The sequence below is a fragment of the Streptomyces sp. NBC_01214 genome (assembly GCF_026340975.1).
In the GTDB taxonomy this organism is placed as follows: domain Bacteria; phylum Actinomycetota; class Actinomycetes; order Streptomycetales; family Streptomycetaceae; genus Streptomyces.
The window spans coordinates 1444000-1462222 of the sequence record NZ_JAPEOS010000002.1 but is presented as its reverse complement, the minus strand read 5'-3'; the positions used below and the strand labels follow the sequence as shown (position 1 = coordinate 1462222).

The window sequence follows — 18223 nt, the reverse complement described above, 5'->3', positions numbered from 1 at the left end:
CGGCGGCTTCCTCACGAACCCTGGGGCTGGCGGGCGGAGTTGGTGTCCAGGCGCGGCCCCTTGGAGAGGAACTCCGACCAGGCGATGGGCACCATGGCCGGGTTGACCCCGCCGTAGCCGAGCCGGACCTGCGCCTGGCTGGGCTCGGGACGGCCGTCCGTACCGGTCTTCGACTGGTCGGGCGCACCGATCTTCGACTGCTCGGCGTCGCTGTCGCCGTTGGCCTGGACGGCGTACCGCAGACCGGTGTCGGTGACCAGGAAGAGGGAGCCGCCGGCCGTGGTCTGCTTGCCCTGGACCTGGGTGTACAGCAGGCCCGAGCCGGGGGTGACGTACGCGCTGGTGCCGCTGGCGGTGATGTCGATGGGGAAGCCGGTACCGGCCCACGTGCTCAGGGTCTGGTTGCCCTGGCCGTCGACCGAGCGCAGGACGCTGCAGACCGTGTCGCGGTTGTTGGCCCCGCCGGTCTGGGTGCCGGCGGGCGGCGCCGTCTGGTTGATCCGTTCGGTCTTCTTCTGGGGCCACTTGATGTCGCCCGCGAACGGGGTGCCGTCCGGATTGATCGACTGGAGGTCGACCTCGCGGGGCTTGCCGTGCATGTTGAGGCCGTCGGTCGCGGGAGCCGAGATCAGCAGCCAGGCGACGAAGTCGGAGACGGGTGCGACCTTCCCGGGCAGCACCACGTAGTGCTGTGCGCCGGAGCCGGTCTGCGCCTTGAGCACCATCCCGACCTTGTTGTCCGCGGTGCTCAGGCCCTTCACCCCGGCGTCGGTATTGGCCTTGCCGGGCAGCGGCGGGAAGGACAGGTCGTCGCCGGAGTTGAGGGTCCCCAGCCATTCCGGGCTGACCTGCTGGGGGGTGGCGCCGGTGCCGACCAGCGCGTTGGTCATCGTCCCGGCGGCCGGGGTGCCCTCCGGGAACTTGTACTTCGTCCCGGCCGCGTCGACCAGGTAGCGCTCCTGGCCGGCGGCCGTGCTCTGCACGTACAGGGCCTGGGTGTCCGTGAGCCTGCGGGCGTCGTCCGTCTTGGTCGCCTCGCGGTCGGCGAGCACGAAGGTGGCGGTCTGCACGCCCCGGCCGTTGCCGCCCGGCTGCTGGCAGACGGCCCAGCGCTTGGCCTTGCCCGCGTCGTCCTTGGAGGGGAGCCGGTCGGGGGCGTACGGGATGCCGATGATGGGGCCGCGCGGCGGGTCGCCCGCGTCGAGGACCTTGTCCTCGACCTGGATCACCTTGAACTTCGCCGGATCCAGCAGGAGTCGGGCGGAGGCGAGGTTCAGCACCGGGTGCAGCCGGGTCTGGTCCTTGCCGCCCACCTTCGTCGTCAGGACCACGTACCGCGTCGTCGAGTCCTTGCCGACGATGACCCTGGTCCCCGGTTCCGCCCAGCCCTTGGGGGCGGTCGGCTTGAACATGCCCCAGGCGCCGAATCCGGCGAGCACGAGCGCGCCGACGATCAGCCCGGGAAGGACCGCGCGGAGCGGGCGCGGCGCGCCTTCCTCGGTACCCGTGGCGGATGGCTGGAGGAACGCGGCCACCGTGCGCCGCTTCGCAAAGGTGTACGCGTTGAGCTCATCACGTCGTGATGCCATGACCGCCTGTTTCTCCCCGCACGGCCCGGCCGGTGAGTACGGTCCCCGGGCCTCGATTGTCGGACCGGGCACCTACTATGCCTCTTGACGGACGGTATGAAGGGGCCGGGTAGGGTGAGGCTGCCGCCCAGCCCCTTCCGCACCGGGTCAATCAGGGCTTGTTGGGGTGGATTGGGGAGATTCCGGGGTCGTGCGGCAGGTGTCGCGCAGTGCCGGAACTCATGGGGTCTGGCCCCGGAAAGGGGAAGTGCGCGAGTGATGGCCACCGCGACGGAGCAACAGACCGGCGCACCCGCACCGGCGCGTGTCGGGGTGACGCCGCATCCGAAGTCGAGCCCCGGCCGCTTCGGTCCGTTCCGACTGCAACAGCTCGTGCTGCTCCAAGTCGCAGCAGCCTCCCTCCTGGTGGCCTGGGTGGTCGAACCGCTGCTGCTGGTTCCCACCGGTGTGCTCGCGCTCGTGCTGGTGGTGCTCGCCGTCGTACGCCGCCACCAGCGCTCCCTTCCGGAGTGGATCGGCGGCGTGCTCGCACTGCGTTCGCGCCGGCGCCGGGCCGCCTCCTTCACCGTGCCCGCGGGCACGGAGCCGGGACTCGCCCCGCTGGTCGAGGCCGATCCGGCGCTGCGCACCCTCACCTTCAGCGACCGTGACCGGCGTCCGGTCGGGATGGTCGGCGACGGGACCTTCCTGACCGCAGTCGTCCAGGTGGACACGGACGCCACCGCGCTGCGGCCCGACCGGGCGGCGCGGCCGCTGCCGCTGGCCGTCGTACGGGACATCCTCGAAGTGGACGGCATCCGGCTGGAGTCCGCGCAGCTGGTGCAGCACACCCAGCCGGCGCCGGCCCCGCACCTGCCCGCGCAGTCGATGGCGACCCGCAACTACGCTCCGCTGCAAGCCCGGACGGGTACCCCGGCGGTCCGGCTGACGTGGATCGCCCTCAAGCTCGACCCGGAGCTGTGCCCGGAAGCGGTCACCGCGCGCGGCGGCGGGCTGGCCGGTGCGCAGCGCTGCCTGGTGCGCGCGGCGGACCAGTTGGCGAGCCGGCTGGCCGGGGCCGGGTTCTCGGCCACCGTCCTGACCGAGCAGGAGCTGACGGCGGCGCTGGCCACCTCCTCGTGCGCGAACCCGATGGCGATCACCCAGGCCGGGCGGTCGAACAGCACCGGACGGCGGACCGAGGAGACCTCGCGGACCTGGCGCTGCGACGACCGGCGGCACACGACGTACTGGATAGGCCGCTGGCCGCAATTGGGCGGCGCCGGTGCGGCGCTGCCGCAGTTCGTGGCGCTCCTCACCTCCCTGCCCGCGCTGGCGACGAACTTCAGCCTGACGATGGCCCCGGCGGAGCGACAGGGCGTCACTTTGAGCGGACACGTACGGGTGACGGGGCGGAGCGACGAGGAACTGGTGGCGGCACGACGGGAGTTGGAGAGGACGGCACGGGGCGTGAAGACCGGGCTGGTCCGGCTCGACCGGGAACAGGTGCCGGGGCTGCTGGCTTCGCTGCCGCTGGGAGGGGCCCGATGAGGGGCGGATTCGGGCTGGTCGGCCCGCGCCGGGAGCGGCACGTGGTCCCCGTCGCGGACCTGGATCTACTGGCGCTGCCCGTCGGGGACGACGGGGTCGTCATCGGTGTGGACGCCGAGGGCAGGTCGGCGGTGCTCGGCATCAACCGGCCGACGCCGTACGAGGTGACGCTGATCGGCGGCCTGTGGACAGCACAGGTACTGGCGCTGCGCGCGGCGGCCACGGGTGCGCGCGTGGCCGTGGAGACCGGGCGCGGGCAGGTGTGGTCCGGGCTGGCCCAGGCGGCGGGCGGCGGGCAGCAGTGCGTGACCCTGCACGAGGTGGGCCGGATCCCGCCGCAGGGCGCCTCGGCGGGCAGCCCGGTGCTGGTGATCCGTGACTGCGGGATGCGGCCGCCGCGCGGGCGCGTGGTGGCCGGGCCGTGGCAGTCGGTCTTGACCCTGCTGCCGTACCTGAGCCCGACGGCGCCGCGCCTGCTCCAGCAGTCGTCCCTGGTGGGGGTGCAGCGGGTGTCCCCGGACGAGGCGGAGCAGATCGGCCGTCTGATGCGGCTCCCGAGACAGGCGGTGGACTCCCTGCCGACGCTGGGCGACGGGGTGACCCTGTGGTGCACGCCGCGGGACCGGCAGTTCGTGATGACCCAGGGGACGGACGCGGAGACGGGCCTGCTGGGCGGGGCCCGGCGCATCGACTGACCCGGCCCTCCGAGGGGGGCGGACAGTGGTGTCGGGGCGCGATTAGGCTGGGTCCGGGCGCGGCGAGGTGGGCGCCGGACCAGTGTTCGACAGACCAGGAGGACCAGTGAGCGGCGATCGGAACGAGAGGCGCGGCGGGGCGTGGGACGTCCCGACGGACGATCAGTCCGACGCGGAGCCCGAAGTGACGGGCGAGTTCACCATCGACTACACCCCGCCCGCCTGGTACATGCAGGGCGGGACGCCGGCCGTGCAGGTACCGGGACTCCCCGAGGGCAGCGGCTTCGAGCCCCACCGCCCGTCGGAGCTGGAATCACCCTCGACGATGCGGATCGCTCCGCCGGTTCCGCGGACGCCGTCCGACGGCGCGGGCCTGCCCGCTCCCTTCCCGCCCGCTCCCGCCGCCCCGGTCGAACCGGCCCCGGCGCACCAGGCTCAGGCACTGCCGTACTCGACTCCGGCTCCGGTACCCGCCCCGGCCGAGGTTCCCGCACCGGCACCGGCCGAGCCTCCGGCTCCGGCTCCGGCTCCCTTCGAGTCTGCGCTGCCTTACGCGACCCCTGCTCCTGCTCCTGCCGAGGCTCCGGCCCCGGTTACGGTTCCGGCTCCCGCCCCTGCTCCTGCCCCGGTCGAGGCTCCGGCTCCCGCCCCTGCCCCTGCCCCGGTCGAGGCTCCGGCTCCGGCTCCCGCCGAGAACGCCCCGTCAGCGCTCGACGCCCCGACCCCGGTCACCGACGTGCCCGTACCCGTGCCCGCGGCCGAGGAGGTCGCTCCGGAGCCGGCTCCCGTCGACCCGCCGCCCGTGACGCCGTTCCCCGCCCTGCCGCCCGTCGACGTGGTCACGCCGTACCCGGCCCTTCCGTCGGCCCCCGTCGTGGAGCCGGTGGCGGAGCCGGTCGCCGAGCCCGTCGCGGAACCGGCGGCGGAGGCTCCGCCCACGCCCTGGGCCGGACCGCAGAGCACTCCCGCCGAGGGAACGCCCGTACTGCCGCCGGCCGAGCAGCCCGCCGAGCAGCAAGCAGCGGCGCCCGCGCCGGTCAGCCCCGCGGACGCGCCCCCGGCCGTCGCGGAGACCCCGTTCCGGGGACCCGTCAACGAACTGCCTTCGCCGCCCCCCGCGTTCGGGGCCCCGGACGCCTACCCGTTCGCGCCGCCGGCTCCCGCGCCGCAGCAGCCCCAGCAGCCCCAGCACTACGACCCGCGCACCGCCGGTCAGTGGTCGGCCGGGCCCGGGCAGCAGCAACCCCCGCAGCACCAGCCGCAGCACCAGCCGCAGCACCAGCCGCAGCACCAACACCAACCGCAGCCGCAGCCGCAGCCGCACGACCCGCGCTACTCGGCCGGCCAGACCGGTGGCGGCGCGCCCCTCGGCTACACCGCCGCCGTCGAGCTGTCGTCCGACCGCCTGCTGCGCAACAAGCAGAAGCCCAAGAACAACAACGGCGTCGGCGGCCTGTTCCGCTTCGGCGGCAAGGCGGCCGAAGCGGAGCGCCAGCGCAAGCTGGAGCTGATCCGCACCCCGGTCATGTCCTGCTACCGGATCGCCGTCATCAGCCTCAAGGGCGGCGTCGGCAAGACCACGACCACCACCGCCCTCGGTGCCACCCTGGCCACCGAGCGCCAGGACAAGATCCTGGCCATCGACGCGAACCCCGACGCCGGTACGCTCGGCCGCCGGGTCCGCCGCGAGACCGGCGCCACCATTCGGGACCTGGTCCAGGCGATCCCGTACCTGCACTCGTACATGGACATCCGCCGGTTCACCTCGCAGGCGCCCTCCGGTCTGGAGATCATCGCCAACGACGTGGACCCGGCCGTCTCCACGACCTTCAACGACGAGGACTACCGCCGCGTCATCGAGACGCTGGGCCGCCAGTACCCGATCATCCTCACCGACTCGGGCACCGGCCTCCTCTACTCCGCCATGCGCGGCGTCCTGGACCTGGCCGATCAGCTGATCATCATCTCGACGCCGTCCGTGGACGGCGCCAGCAGCGCCAGCACCACCCTCGACTGGCTCTCCGCGCACGGGTACGCCGACCTCGTCTCGCGCTCCCTCACCGTCATCTCGGGGGTCCGCGAGACCAGCAAGATGATCAAGATCGAGGACATCGTGCAGCACTTCGAGACCCGCTGCCGCGGTGTCGTCGTGGTGCCGTTCGACGAGCACCTCGCGGCCGGCGCCGAGGTCGATCTCGACATGATGCGGCCCAAGACGCGCGAGGCGTACTTCAACCTCTCCGCACTCGTGGCCGAGGACTTCCTGCGGGCCCAGCAGCAGGCCCCGCAGGGGCACTGGGGTGCGCCGCAGCAGCCCCAGGCTCCCCAGCAGCCTTACGGGCAGCAGCCCCCTCAGCAGCCGCAGCCGCACGGTCAGCCCCAGGGCCAGCCCCCGTACCAGCAGCCGCCGCAGCCGCAGCCCTACGGGCAGCCGTACCCCCAGCCCGGGCAGCCCTGGCAGCAGCCCCAGGCCCCGCAGCAGCAGCCGCCCCAACCCCAGCAGCCCCCGCGCGACCCGCGCCTCGGCTGACCGGCGACACGACGAAGGGCCCGTACCACCCCGAGGGTGGTACGGGCCCTTCCGCTTCGTTCGTCAGCGCTTCAAGTCGTACGCGTCCGTGAGCACCCGTGCCCGCTTCACGTCGTTCGCGATCGCTTCCAGCAGCCCGTCCAGCGACTCGAACTTCGCCATCCCCCGCACGTAGGCGAGGAAGTCGACGGCGACGTGCATCCCGTACAGGTCCAGCCCCACGCGGTCGATCGCGTACGCCTCCACGGTCCGCTCGGTCGCGTCGAACTGCACGTTCGTCCCCACCGAGATCGCCGCGGGCATCCGCTCGCCGTCCGCCGTCAGCCAGCCCGCGTAGACCCCGTCCGCCGGGATCGCGGTGTGCGGCTGCGTCTCGACGTTCGCCGTCGGGTAGCCGAGTTCGCGCCCGCGCTGCGCACCGCGCACCACCACGCCCTCGACCCGGTGCGGACGTCCCAGGATCTCGGCCGCGCCGTCCATGTCGCCCTCCGAGACCAGCCTGCGTGCCAGCGTCGAGGAGAACGGCACCCCGCCGCCCGCCTCGCCCCGCTCGACCAGGTCCACGACGTCCACCTCGTAGTCGTACGTGGAGCCCAGCTCGCGCAGGAAGTTGACGTTCCCGGCGGCCCGGTGGCCGAAGCGGAAGTTCGGGCCCTCGATGACGGCGCGCGCGTGCAGCTTGTCGACGAGGACCTTCACGATGAAGTCGGCCGGGGACAGCTGGGAGAACTCCGCCGTGAACGGCAGGATCAGCAGCGCGTCCACGCCCAGCCCGGCCATCAGCTCGGCGCGCCGGTCGTACGGCGCCAGGATCGGCGGGTGGCTGCCGGGGCGGACCACTTCGCTCGGGTGCGGGTCGAAGGTGACCACCACGGAGGGGACGCCGAGCTCGCGCGCCGTGGCCACCGCCCGCCCGATGATCAGCTGATGTCCCCGGTGCACGCCGTCGTAGGAGCCGATGGTGACGACGCTGCGTCCCCAGTCCTGGGGGATGTCCTCCAAGCCACGCCAGCGCTGCACTGTGACCGCTCCTCGCCCGAACCCGTTTAGTCCTTGAACTGATTGCCGATTGCAGGTCTAAGACTGCCATGCCGGTGGCCGGTGCCCCGCATCGGCATCTGACTGGACGCGCCACCGTGTCTGTCGTCACGTCACGTCCGCGGCCGCCCTGCTCAGCGTCTCCACCGTCCGCCGGGCGCTCGGCCCGAGCAGGGCCGCGGCCTCCGCTTCCGCCGTCGCCTGCCAGCGGGCCACCAGCGCCCCGAAGGCCGGTTCGGCCCGGGCCAGCTCCACCGTCCGCCGTTCGAAGACCGCCGCCCCGCCCGGGGCCCGCAGCAGCTGCCGCCCGGTGCGCCGCAGCAGCTCCCGCGTACGCTCCTCCCGGCGCCCGGCGGCTCCGGCCGCGACGGCTCCGAGGAACACGTCGAGCACGTGCGGATCGACCTCCTCGCGCAGCAGGGTGTCGGCCAGCTCCCCGCGCAGCGGGTGGGAGGCCTCGCCGCCCGGCGCGGCGAGTACGACGGCCAGCGCGGCCCGCACCACGGCCGGGGCGCCGAGGAGCAGGTCCACGACCAGGGGCCGCACCACCGGGGCGGCGGCCGGGCCCTGGTCGAGCCGCCGGTCCACGAAGAAGGCGGCGTGCGGCGCGTCCCCGGGGTTCCGCGCGAGGTGCTCCCGTACGAGGTCACCCGCGCGCCGGGCCAGCCCCGGCGTGGTCAGCGCGGCCAGGGCGCGCACCACCTCCCCGTCGGCCCGGGCCCGTAGGGCGGCGAACACCTCGCCCGGATCGGGCAGCACGGGCAGGGCCGCGACCAGCGCCGCCGCGGGCAGCCGGGAACCGGACTCGGGATCGCGGAAGCGGGCGAGGGCGTCGGGCAGGTAGCGGCCGCGCACCTGCGGGTCGCGGAGCAGGATCGCGAGGGCGCTGCCGTGCAGGGTGGTGTCGGCGGAGCGGGCGAGCAGCGTCTGTGCGGCGCGGCGCAGCAGTTCGCGGTCGGCGGGAGTGCGCACGTGCGGGGCGGTGGCGAGCCCGTAGGCGGCGGCCGCGACCCGCCGCCCGGGCCGTTCGTCCTGCGCCCAGCGGTCGACGGCCCGGCACAGGGCGGCGGGCTCCTCCTCGGCGAGTACGGCGAGCAGCTCGTCGGCGCGCGGGTGCGCGGCGGTGACGAGCGCCTCGGTGAGGTCGTCCACGGCGAGGCCCCGGTGGGTGTGCAGCAGGGCCTGCGCCGCGGTGGCGACGGTGGCCCCGGGGCGGCCGCGCAGCCGGCGCCCGTCGGTGAACCAGGCGCAGAGCAGCGGCTGCGCGCGCTGCGGGTCCCGGGCGAGGCGGCGGGCCGCGGCGTCGAGGTAGCGGTCGCCGGGAACGGCCTCGGCGGGGTCGGCGGGCAGCAGCCGGCGCAGCAGGTCGAGGCGGTCGGGCTCGGGCAGCCGCAGCCGGTTCCAGAACCAACCGCCGAACTCCCCCGGGCCGGCGCGGGCCACGTGCTCGGCGAGGGCGTGCAGGACGGGGAGGTGGGGCCGGGCGTCGGGGGCCCGGAGCAGGGTTTCGCGCAGCAGCCGGGCGGCCCACCAGGCACGGTCCGCCGTAGCCCGCTCCGGTTCCTCCGTGAAACGGTTGAGCCGGTGGACCAGCCCGGTGAGCTCGCCGCGCAGCCGGTCGGGGGCGAGCCTGCGCAGGGCCTCCAGGACGGGCCCGATGCGGTGCCGGGGCACCGGTAGCCCGGGCTCGGCGGGGCCGTGGACGAGCAGGCCGAGGGCCGCCGGAACGTCCAGGTGGCCGGCCTGGATCCAGTCGGACAGCTCCTCGTGGGCGAAGCGGTAGCCGGGCCCGGCGGGCACCAGCAGTCCCTCGGTGAGCACGGCGGAGGCCCAGCCGGTGCGCCAGGGGAACAGCTCCTCGAAGGACGCCCGGTCCAACTGCCCCTGCCCGGGTCCCAGAGCGCGCCGCGCGGCCTCGTGGACCCGGCCGGCCACGCGCGCCGCGAGCCGCCTGACCCCGGGCCCGTGCACCTTGGCGCCCCCGGCGTCGGCACCGGCCGCGGCGATGCGGACGGCGGTGCGCAGGCACAGCAGGTCCAGGTGCGCGGCGAAGACCTCGTCGCGGCCGGGGCGTCCGGCGGTGACCTCGGCGGCCCGGATCCCGGCGAGCAGGTGCAGGGTGAGCGGGTGCCGGGCGTCGGCCTGCCGGACGGCGTCCGCGGGGATGCCGAGGCGGGTCCGGACGGTCTCTGCCTCGGCGGCGTCGAGGTCCGCGAGCGGGAGGGCGGGCGGCAGCCGCCGGGCGGGCCGGGCCGGGGTGTGCAGCGCCCCGGGCGGGTACAGGGCGCCGGCCCCTTCCCAGAACTCGGGCCGGGCGGCGACGACCAGCCGGGTCCCGGTGTCGTCCAGCCACCCGGCGGTGGCGGTGGTCCAGGGGCCGAGCCGGTGGGCGAGCTCCGGCGGCATCTCCTCCGGGGCGTCGAGCACGACGAGCAGGCGGCGGCCGGCGCGGGCGACCACGTGCGCAAGGTGCGCTGCGGCTCCCGCCGGGGCAGCGGTTTCCCCGGCGGGGCCGGTGCTGCCGGTACCCGGTGCGGATGGGCTGCGCCGCCCGGCGGGGGCGGTTCCGCCGGAGCGGGTTCCGCCCGGGCCCGGCGCCGGATGGCTGGTCCGCTCGACCGGGGTCGTTCCGCCGGAGCCGGGTAGCGGTTGGCTGCACCCCTCGGCCGGTCCGGTTCCGCCGAAAGCCGGCACCGACCGGCTGCGACGCCCGGCCGATGCGGTTCCGTCCCGGTCGGCCCGCGGTTGGCTGCGCTGCTCACCGGGACTGGGCGCCGGCTGGCTGCGCCGCTCGACCGGGGTGGTTGTGGTGGGGTCGGGCACGCGCCGGGGCGCCTCCTCGGACACCGGACGTGGTGAGGGGTCGGGGGGCGCGGCGGCAGCACGTTCGGCGCCCGGCGGGGTTGGCCCCGGCACGCTCCCGGCCCCGTCGGAGCCCGCGCGCGGGTCGGGTCCGCCCCGAGCGGAACCGACCCGGCCGGAAACAGGGCTCGGGCCGACGGTGTCCCGCCCGGAGCTCCCGGCCCTGTCGGAGCCTGCGCGCGGGTCGGCTCCGCCCCGAAGGGAACCGGCGGCCGCGACGATCCGGGCCGCCTCGGTCAGGGCCCGGGTCGCCGCGTCGGCCAGGGAGCTGTCGGTGGCACGGAGGTCCGCGCCGCGCAGCCACAGGGTCGGCGCCGGGCAGGCACCCCGCGCGCGGCGTACGGCCAGGGCGGCCAGGGTCGTGGTGCGGCCCGTGCCCGGGTCTCCCACGAGGCCGAGTACCGGGCGGTCCCCGGTGGTGAAGGCGGCCAGTTCGGCAGCGATGCCCGGGCGTTCCACGGGTTCCGGCTCGTCCGGGGGGACGTGGGCGCCGAGCGTGGTCGCGGTCAGTTCCAGTGCCCCGGCGAGGTTCAGGTCGGCGCCGTGGCCGGGCACGGTCGCGGCATTGCGCTCCAGCAGTGCGGCCAGGGGGCCGTCCGGATCGGCGTCGGCCGCCGCCCGCAGGGCCACCGCGAAGCCTCCGGAGCGGTGTTCCGCCCGCAGGGCGGTGCCCACCACCGCGAGCACCGCTCCGGTCTCGGCGTCGAGCACCGGGCCCCCGCAGGCCTCCCCGCCCAGCAGCAGCGCGTCCCGGCCGTCGGTGCCGATCGCCAGCTCCACGGCGACGCCCCCGGGCACCGTGTGGGACCGGTCCGCCGCCGGGTAGCTGACCTCCGCGCCCCCCAGCACCCGTGCCTGCCGCCATCCCCGCGCGGGCAGCCGTACGTAGGTCCCGGGATCGATCGCCTCGCGCAGCGCCACTGGGAGCGGCCGCATCCCGAGTCCGTCGGTCCGCACCAGCGCCAGTGCGAGCCCCGGCAGGGCGGTCACGTCCGCCGCCTCGGCCAGCCAGGTCCGCCCGGCGGGTCCCGGCGCGTGCAGTACCACTCGGGTCAGCCCGTCGACGGCCTCGTGACTGGTGATCACCGTCCCGCGGTCGTCGGCGACGAATCCGCTGCCGCGCGCCCGCCCGGCGGGATCGCAGATCTTGACGAGCTCCGCCATGGCCGCACCACTCCCCGCACCGCTCCCCCGCAACACCCCGTGCTCACGACGGTAGGCAGGTGAAGATCAGCACGAAAAGCACGCGAGGCGAAAGCGCCCCCTTGCGCTCCCTCCATCACTCCGAGCGCCTGCTCGGACGGGTGAATAGAGGGGCCCGGGTGGATAGAGACCTACCCGAGGGGGGTCGTGGAGCGGTGAGCGGCAGTCCATGTGCGCTCACCGCTCCACGTCAACACCCGATCGTCAGGCGAAGACCGCGAGGGACTTCGCCTTTCCGTTCTTGTTCTCGACGAGCCCGAGCAGCTGCCCCTGCGGCCCGAAGACCGCGACCGTGCGGCCCGCCCCGTACTCCAGCGGCATGTCGATCCGCACGCCGTTGGCGAGCAGCGAGGCCCGCCGGGCGTCCAGGTCCCAGCGCGGGAAGGCCGCGGCTGCCGCCTCGCCGATGGGCATGACGGTCAGCTCCTCCTGGAGCTGGTCCAGGGTCCGTGCCTTGTCGAGCTTGTACGGGCCCACCCGCGTGCGGCGCAGCGCCGTCAGGTGCCCGCCGACGCCGAGGTCGGCGCCCAGGTCACGGGCGAGGGCGCGGATGTACGTACCGCTGGAGCAGACGACGGAGACGACGAGGTCGACGACCTTCGTGCCGTCCTCGGCCTCCGCCTCGCGCATGTCGTACACCTGGAACGACGAGATGGTCACCGGCCGGGCCGGGATCTCGAAGTCCTCGCCGTCGCGGGCGCGCTTGTATGAGCGCACGCCCTTGATCTTGATGGCGCTGACCTTGGACGGGACCTGCATGATCTCGCCGGACAGCTTGGCGATGCCCGCGTCCACGGCTTCCCGGGTGACCCCGGTGGCGTCCGTCGAGGAGGTGATCTCGCCCTCGGCGTCGTCCGTCAGGGTGTCCTGGCCCAAGCGGATCGTGCCGAGGTACTCCTTCTCCGTGAGCGCGAGGTGGCCGAGGAGCTTGGTGGCCTTCTCGACGCCCAGGACCAGCACGCCGGTCGCCATCGGGTCGAGCGTGCCGGCGTGGCCGACGCGGCGGGTCTTGGCGATCCCGCGCATCTTGGCGACCACGTCGTGCGAAGTGAAGCCGGACGGCTTGTCGACGATGACAAGACCGTCCGGAGTCTTCCCTGCGTTGGTGCTCATTCCGCGGCTGCGTCCTCGTCGGAGTCGTCGGCGTCCTCGCCCGGCTTCTTGTACGGGTCGGCGTCGCCGGCGTACTGCGCACCGGAAGACACCTCGCGCACCTGGGCGTCGGAGGTCCGCGCCTTTTCGAGGAGGTCCTCGATGGTCTTGGCGTTCTCCGGGAGTGCGTCCGCGACGAAGGTCAGGGTGGGCGTGAACTTGGTGCCCGCCGCCCGGCCGACCGCGGAGCGCAGTACGCCCTTGGCGCTCTCCAGGCCCGCTGCCGCGCTGGCGCGGTCCTCGTCGTCACCGTAGACCGTGTAGAAGACCGTGGCCTCCCGCAGGTCGCCGGTGACCCGGGTGTCCGTGATGGTCACGTGCGTACCGAGGCGGGGGTCCTTGACTCCGCGCTGCAGCTTCTCCGCCACCACCTCCCGGATGAGGTCCGCCAGCTTCTTCGCCCGCGCATTGTCGGCCACTGGTCCGTCTCCTTCTTATGTCTTGCTATCAGTCTTCATCACCGTGGAGGCGCCGTCGTACGGACAGCAGCTCCACTTCCGGACGCGCCGCGACCAGCCGCTCACAGCGGTCGAGTACGTCCGAGAGGAACCCCGCGTCCCCACTCACCAGAGCGACCCCTATGCGGGCCCTGCGGTGTAGGTCCTGGTCGCCCACTTCCGCCGCGCTCACGGAGAACTTGCGTTGGAGCTCGGCCACGATGGGCCGGACCACGGAGCGTTTCTCCTTCAGCGAGTGAACGTCGCCGAGGAGCAGATCGAAGGACAGAGTCCCCACGTACATGCAGTTCCGGATATCCCGCCGGTGCGGGTTCGGTGGCCTGCCGGCCGTCGCTCGGCAGGGTCACCAAACCGTACACGCAACGGCCGGGGCCGATCGACGGATATTCCGCCGACCGGCCCCGGTGTTACGAGCTACGACACGGTGCGATGTGCCTCGCGCTTACGCGCGCGGCTTCTCGCGCATCTCGTACGTCGCGATGACGTCGTCGATCTTGATGTCGTTGAAGGAACCGAGGTTGATACCACCCTCGAAGCCCTCGCGGATCTCGGTGACGTCGTCCTTGAAGCGGCGCAGACCGGAGATGGTGAGGTTCTCGGCGACGACCTTGCCGTCGCGCAGGAGCCGCGCCTTGGTGTTGCGCTTGACCTCGCCGGACCGGATGAGGACACCGGCGATGTTGCCCAGCTTGGACGAGCGGAAGATCTCGCGGACCTCCGCCGTACCGAGCTCGACCTCTTCGTACTCCGGCTTGAGGAGACCCTTCAGGGCCGCCTCGATCTCCTCGATGGCCTGGTAGATCACCGAGTAGTAGCGGACGTCGACGCCCTCGCGGTCCGCCATCTGCGCGGCACGGCCGGCCGCACGGACGTTGTAACCGATGACGATGGCGTCGGAGCCCATCGCCAGCGAGATGTCGGACTCGGTGACCGCACCCACACCGCGGTGCAGGACGCGGATGTCGACCTCTTCGCCGACGTCGAGCTGGAGCAGCGAGGACTCGAGGGCCTCGACCGCACCGGACGCGTCGCCCTTGATGATGAGGTTGAGTTCCTGGACCAGACCGGCCTTGAGGACCGAGTCGAGGTCTTCCAGGGACACCCGGCGGACGCGCTTGGCGAAGTTGGCGTTGCGCTCGCGCGCAGCACGCTTCTCGGCGATCTGACGGGCGGTGCGGTCCTCGTCCACGACGAGGAAGTTGTCGCCGGCGCCGGGGACGTTGGTGAGACCCAGGACCAGGACGGGGGTCGACGGACCCGCTTCCTCGACGTTGTTGCCCTTGTCGTCGAGCATGGCGCGCACGCGGCCGTAGGCGTCGCCCACGACCATCGTGTCGCCGACGCGGAGGGTACCGCGCTGGACGAGGACGGTGGCGACGGCACCGCGGCCGCGGTCGAGGTGGGACTCGATCGCAATACCCTGAGCGTCCTGCTCCGGGTTGGCGCGGAGGTCGAGCGAGGCGTCGGCGGTGAGGACGACGGCCTCCAGCAGGGAGTCGATGTGCAGACCCTGCTTGGCGGAGATGTCGACGAACATCGTGTCGCCGCCGTACTCCTCGGCGACCAGACCGAACTCGGTGAGCTGACCGCGCACCTTGACCGGGTCGGCACCCTCGACGTCGATCTTGTTGACCGCGACGACGATCGGGACGCCGGCGGCCTTGGCGTGGTTGAGCGCCTCGATCGTCTGCGGCATGACGCCGTCGTTGGCCGCGACCACGAGGATCGCGATGTCGGTCGACTTCGCACCACGGGCACGCATGGCGGTGAACGCCTCGTGACCCGGGGTGTCGATGAAGGTGATGCGACGCTCTTCGTCGTTGACCTCGGTGGAGACCTGGTACGCACCGATGTGCTGCGTGATGCCGCCGGCCTCGCCCGCAACGACGTTCGTCTTGCGGATGGCGTCGAGCAGTCGGGTCTTACCGTGGTCGACGTGACCCATGACGGTCACGACCGGCGGACGCGGCATGAGGTATTCCTCGCCGCCCTCGTCCTCGCCGAACTCGATGTCGAAGCCCTCGAGGAGCTCGCGGTCCTCTTCCTCCGGGCTGACGATCTGGACGACGTAGTTCATCTCGCCGGCCAGCATTTCGAGCGTCTCGTCGGAGACGGACTGCGTGGCAGTGACCATCTCGCCGAGGTTCATCATCACGGCGACGAGCGACGCCGGGTTGGCGTTGATCTTCTCCGCGAAGTCGGTGAGGGAGGCACCGCGCGACAGGCGCACGGTCTCGCCGCCACCGCGCGGCAGCATCACGCCGCCGACGGACGGGGCCTGCATGGCCTCGTACTCCTGGCGCCTCTGACGCTTGGACTTGCGACCACGACGGGCCGGACCACCGGGACGGCCGAAGGCGCCCTGCGTGCCACCACGGGCACCGGGACCACCGGGACGACCACCGAAGCCGGGACGACCGCCGCCACCGGCACCGGCCGGACCGCCGCCGAAGCCGCCGCCACCGGGACGCGGGCCGCCGAAGCCGCCACCGCCGCCGGGACGCGAGCCCGGACCGGCCGGACGACCGGCGAAGCCGCCGCCCGCGGGACGACCGGCACCGCCGGGACGACCTGCGCCGCCCGCACCGGGACCACGGCCGCCGGGGCCGCCACCGGGACGGGGACCGGGACCACCGGCAGCGGGACGCTGCGGCATCATGCCCGGGTTCGGACGGTTACCACCGGGAGCACCACCGGGACGCGGGGCGCCGCCCTGCGGACGCGGCATGCCGCCCGGGGTCGGACGGGCGCCGCCGGGACCCTGCGGACGCGGAGCGCCGCCGGGACCGCCCTGCGGACGCGGAGCACCCTGGCCGCCACCGGCGCCGGGGGCACCGGGACGGGGCGCGCCGGCCGGACGGGGCGCCTGGGGGCGCGCCATGCCGGTGGAGCCGCCGGAGGTGAAGGGGTTGTTGCCCGGACGGGGACCCGCCGGACGGGCACCCTGCGGACGCGGCGCCTGGGAGCCGGGGGCTCCGGCGGGACGCTGCGTCTGGGCACCGGGAGTGGCGCCGGCCGGGCGCGGGGCGCCGGGACGGGCACCGCCCTGGCCGCCCTGACCCTGGGCCGGACGCTGCTGCGCCGGACGGGGGCCGGGAGCCGCGGCGGGACGCTCGGTGCGCGCCGGGGCGGCCGGAGCCGCCGGGGGCGCGGAGAACTCGGTCGCCACGGGCGCCGCCGGAGCGGGCTTCGGGGCGGCCGGAGCCTTCGGGCCGGGACGCGGGCCGGGGGCGGCCGGAGTCACCGGGGTGCTTGCGGCCGGAGCCTCGGCGACGACCGGCTTGGGGGCCGGTGCACCGGGCTTCGGGGCAGCAGGACGTGCCGCAGCGGCCGGGGAGGGCGCTGCGGGCTTGGCGGGCGCGGCCTTGCGGGGCGCGCCGGGCTTTGCAGCGGACTTGCCGGCGTTGCCGCCGGGCCCCTGCAGTGCGTCAGTCAACTTGCGTACAACCGGCGCCTCGATCGTCGAGGACGCCGAACGGACGAATTCACCGAGTTCTTGGAGCTTGGCCATGACGACCTTGCTCTCGACCCCGAACTCCTTGGCGAGTTCGTATACCCGGACCTTAGCCACTTCGCTCCTTTTAGGTCCGGGTTACGCCGGACCGTCGCTACTTCATGGGCGTACTCATCGCGTACTCATCGAGTGCTCATCGCAATCTCGACCTACTTCCAACTCGCGAGGTACCTGACCGCACGGGGTATCCGTGCCGTACTACTTCTTTACGGTGTGGCCCCGGCCTCACGGGCCACGGCTTTGCGCAGGTTCTCCGTGTCGAGCGCTCCGGCGGACCGAAGGGCCCGGGGGAACGCACGGCGGCGAATCGCCTGGTCGAGGCAGACCACGGCGGGGTGCACGTAAGCACCCCGTCCCGGCCGCGTACCGCGTGGATCGGGGACGCATGCGTCCCCATCCGCCACGACGCGCAGCAGATCGTTCTTGGCCGCTCGCTCCCGACACCCCACACAGGTGCGTTCGGGGCATGCGCGGGCTTGCGTCCGGCCAGACACGCCTAAGTCTACCTCCCCGCACCGACCTCTCCCCCGGCAAGTCGCGGGGGAAAGATCGAACGGTTGTCGTGTTGTCTTGTATCCGCTGCCGGAGCAGCGGCCGTGCACCCTGTCTACCGTCCGGGGAAGCCCGGACGGTACCGGTTTATTCCCCGCCCCGGCCCCGGTCGGCGTCCGGGGACACCTCGGTGTCGGGACGGATGTCGATGCGCCAGCCGGTGAGCCGCGCGGCGAGGCGGGCGTTCTGGCCCTCCTTGCCGATGGCCAGCGACAGCTGGTAGTCCGGGACGGTCACCCGGGCGGACCGGGAGTCCCAGTCGACGACCTCGACCTTGCTCACCCGGGCGGGTGACAGCGCGTTCGCGACCATCTCCGCCGGGTCGTCCGACCAGTCGACGATGTCGATCTTCTCGCCGTGCAGTTCGGCCATCACGTTGCGCACGCGGCTGCCCATCGGGCCGATGCAGGCGCCCTTCGGGTTCAGACCCGAACGGGTGGACCGGACTGCGATCTTGGTGCGGTGACCGGCCTCACGGGCGATCGCCGAGATCTCGACGCTGCCGTCGGCGATCTCCGGGACCTCCAGCGAGAAGAGCTTCTTCACGAGGTTGGGGTGGGTCCGCGAGAGGGTCACGGACGGACCGCGGACGCCCTTCGCCACCCGCACGACGTACGCCTTCAGGCGCAGACCGTGCGTGTACTCCTCGCCGGGCACCTGCTCCTGCACGGGCAGGATGGCTTCCAGCTTGCCGATGTCGACGAGGACGTTCTTGGGGTCCTTGCCCTGCTGGACGACGCCGGTGATGACGTCGCCCTCACGGCCGGCGAACTCGCCGAACGTCAGGTCGTCCTCGGCGTCGCGCAGACGCTGCAGGATCACCTGCTTGGCGGTCGTCGCGGCGATCCGGCCGAAGTCCGACGGGGTGTCGTCGAACTCCTTGGGCTCCTGGCCCTCTTCGAGATCCCTCGGGTCTTCCGTCGCCCACACGACCACGTGACCGTTGGTGCGGTCCAGCACGACGCGGGCGCGGCGGAAGCTCCCCTCGGTCCGGTGGTACGCGATGAGGAGGGCCGACTCGATCGCCTCGACGAGCAGGTCGAAGGAGATCTCCTTCTCCCGGACCAGACCCCGCAGGGCACTCATGTCGATGTCCACGG

12 protein-coding genes are annotated in these 18223 nt (G+C 73.5%); 3 read left to right on the top strand and 9 right to left on the bottom strand.

The features are described 5' to 3' along the window. Positions 1 to 11: 11 nt before the first annotated feature. A complete protein-coding gene (gene eccB, locus OG594_RS31610; protein ID WP_266605547.1) occupies positions 12 to 1589 on the bottom strand; it encodes a type VII secretion protein EccB in 1578 nt (525 codons plus the stop codon). A gap of 258 nt (positions 1590 to 1847) precedes the next feature. Here eccB and eccE point away from each other — a divergent pair, with 258 nt between their 5' ends. The 3 genes from eccE to OG594_RS31595 all read left to right on the top strand — a co-directional run bounded on the left by eccE (position 1848) and on the right by OG594_RS31595 (position 6344). After that, positions 1848 to 3119, top strand: coding sequence for a type VII secretion protein EccE (gene eccE / locus OG594_RS31605; protein ID WP_266605545.1), 1272 nt, complete (start codon positions 1848 to 1850; stop codon positions 3117 to 3119). Continuing rightward, positions 3116 to 3814 (top strand): hypothetical protein, encoded by a 699-nt coding sequence (locus tag OG594_RS31600; protein ID WP_266605543.1) that lies wholly within the window; start codon positions 3116 to 3118, stop codon positions 3812 to 3814. Before eccE ends, OG594_RS31600 begins: the two co-directional genes overlap by 4 nt. A gap of 106 nt (positions 3815 to 3920) precedes the next feature. Then, the gene (locus OG594_RS31595) at positions 3921 to 6344 is read left to right on the top strand and encodes an SCO5717 family growth-regulating ATPase (RefSeq protein ID WP_266605541.1); all 2424 of its coding nucleotides are present in this window, start codon (positions 3921 to 3923) and stop codon (positions 6342 to 6344) included. A 63-nt stretch (positions 6345 to 6407) separates the two neighbouring features. Here the strand turns inward: OG594_RS31595 and OG594_RS31590 are convergent, their stop codons facing one another. The 8 genes from OG594_RS31590 to nusA all read right to left on the bottom strand — a co-directional run bounded on the left by OG594_RS31590 (position 6408) and on the right by nusA (position 18221). Next, on the bottom strand, positions 6408 to 7364 hold the full coding sequence (locus tag OG594_RS31590; RefSeq protein WP_266605539.1) for a bifunctional riboflavin kinase/FAD synthetase: 957 nt from the start codon (positions 7362 to 7364) through the stop codon (positions 6408 to 6410). Positions 7365 to 7490: 126 nt separating this feature from the next. Then, entirely contained in the window at positions 7491 to 11408 is a 3918-nt protein-coding gene (locus tag OG594_RS31585) for a hypothetical protein (protein ID WP_266605537.1), read from the bottom strand. A gap of 243 nt (positions 11409 to 11651) precedes the next feature. After that, positions 11652 to 12560, bottom strand: a complete 909-nt coding sequence (truB, locus tag OG594_RS31580) for a tRNA pseudouridine(55) synthase TruB (protein WP_266605535.1) — start codon at positions 12558 to 12560, stop codon at positions 11652 to 11654. Further along, on the bottom strand, positions 12557 to 13018 hold the full coding sequence (gene rbfA / locus OG594_RS31575; RefSeq protein WP_030708679.1) for a 30S ribosome-binding factor RbfA: 462 nt from the start codon (positions 13016 to 13018) through the stop codon (positions 12557 to 12559). The genes truB and rbfA overlap by 4 nt, the downstream gene beginning before the upstream one ends. A 28-nt stretch (positions 13019 to 13046) precedes the next feature. Further along, positions 13047 to 13340: a DUF503 domain-containing protein gene (locus tag OG594_RS31570; RefSeq protein WP_030651158.1), complete on the bottom strand. Its 294-nt coding sequence runs from the start codon at positions 13338 to 13340 to the stop codon at positions 13047 to 13049. Positions 13341 to 13499: 159 nt separating this feature from the next. Then, positions 13500 to 16628, bottom strand: a complete 3129-nt coding sequence (gene infB / locus OG594_RS31565) for a translation initiation factor IF-2 (RefSeq protein WP_266605532.1) — start codon at positions 16626 to 16628, stop codon at positions 13500 to 13502. A 149-nt stretch (positions 16629 to 16777) separates the two neighbouring features. Further along, positions 16778 to 17065 (bottom strand): YlxR family protein, encoded by a 288-nt coding sequence (locus OG594_RS31560; protein ID WP_266605530.1) that lies wholly within the window; start codon positions 17063 to 17065, stop codon positions 16778 to 16780. A 145-nt stretch (positions 17066 to 17210) separates the two neighbouring features. Beyond that, entirely contained in the window at positions 17211 to 18221 is a 1011-nt protein-coding gene (nusA, locus tag OG594_RS31555) for a transcription termination factor NusA (protein ID WP_266605528.1), read from the bottom strand. Positions 18222 to 18223: the final 2 nt, after the last annotated feature.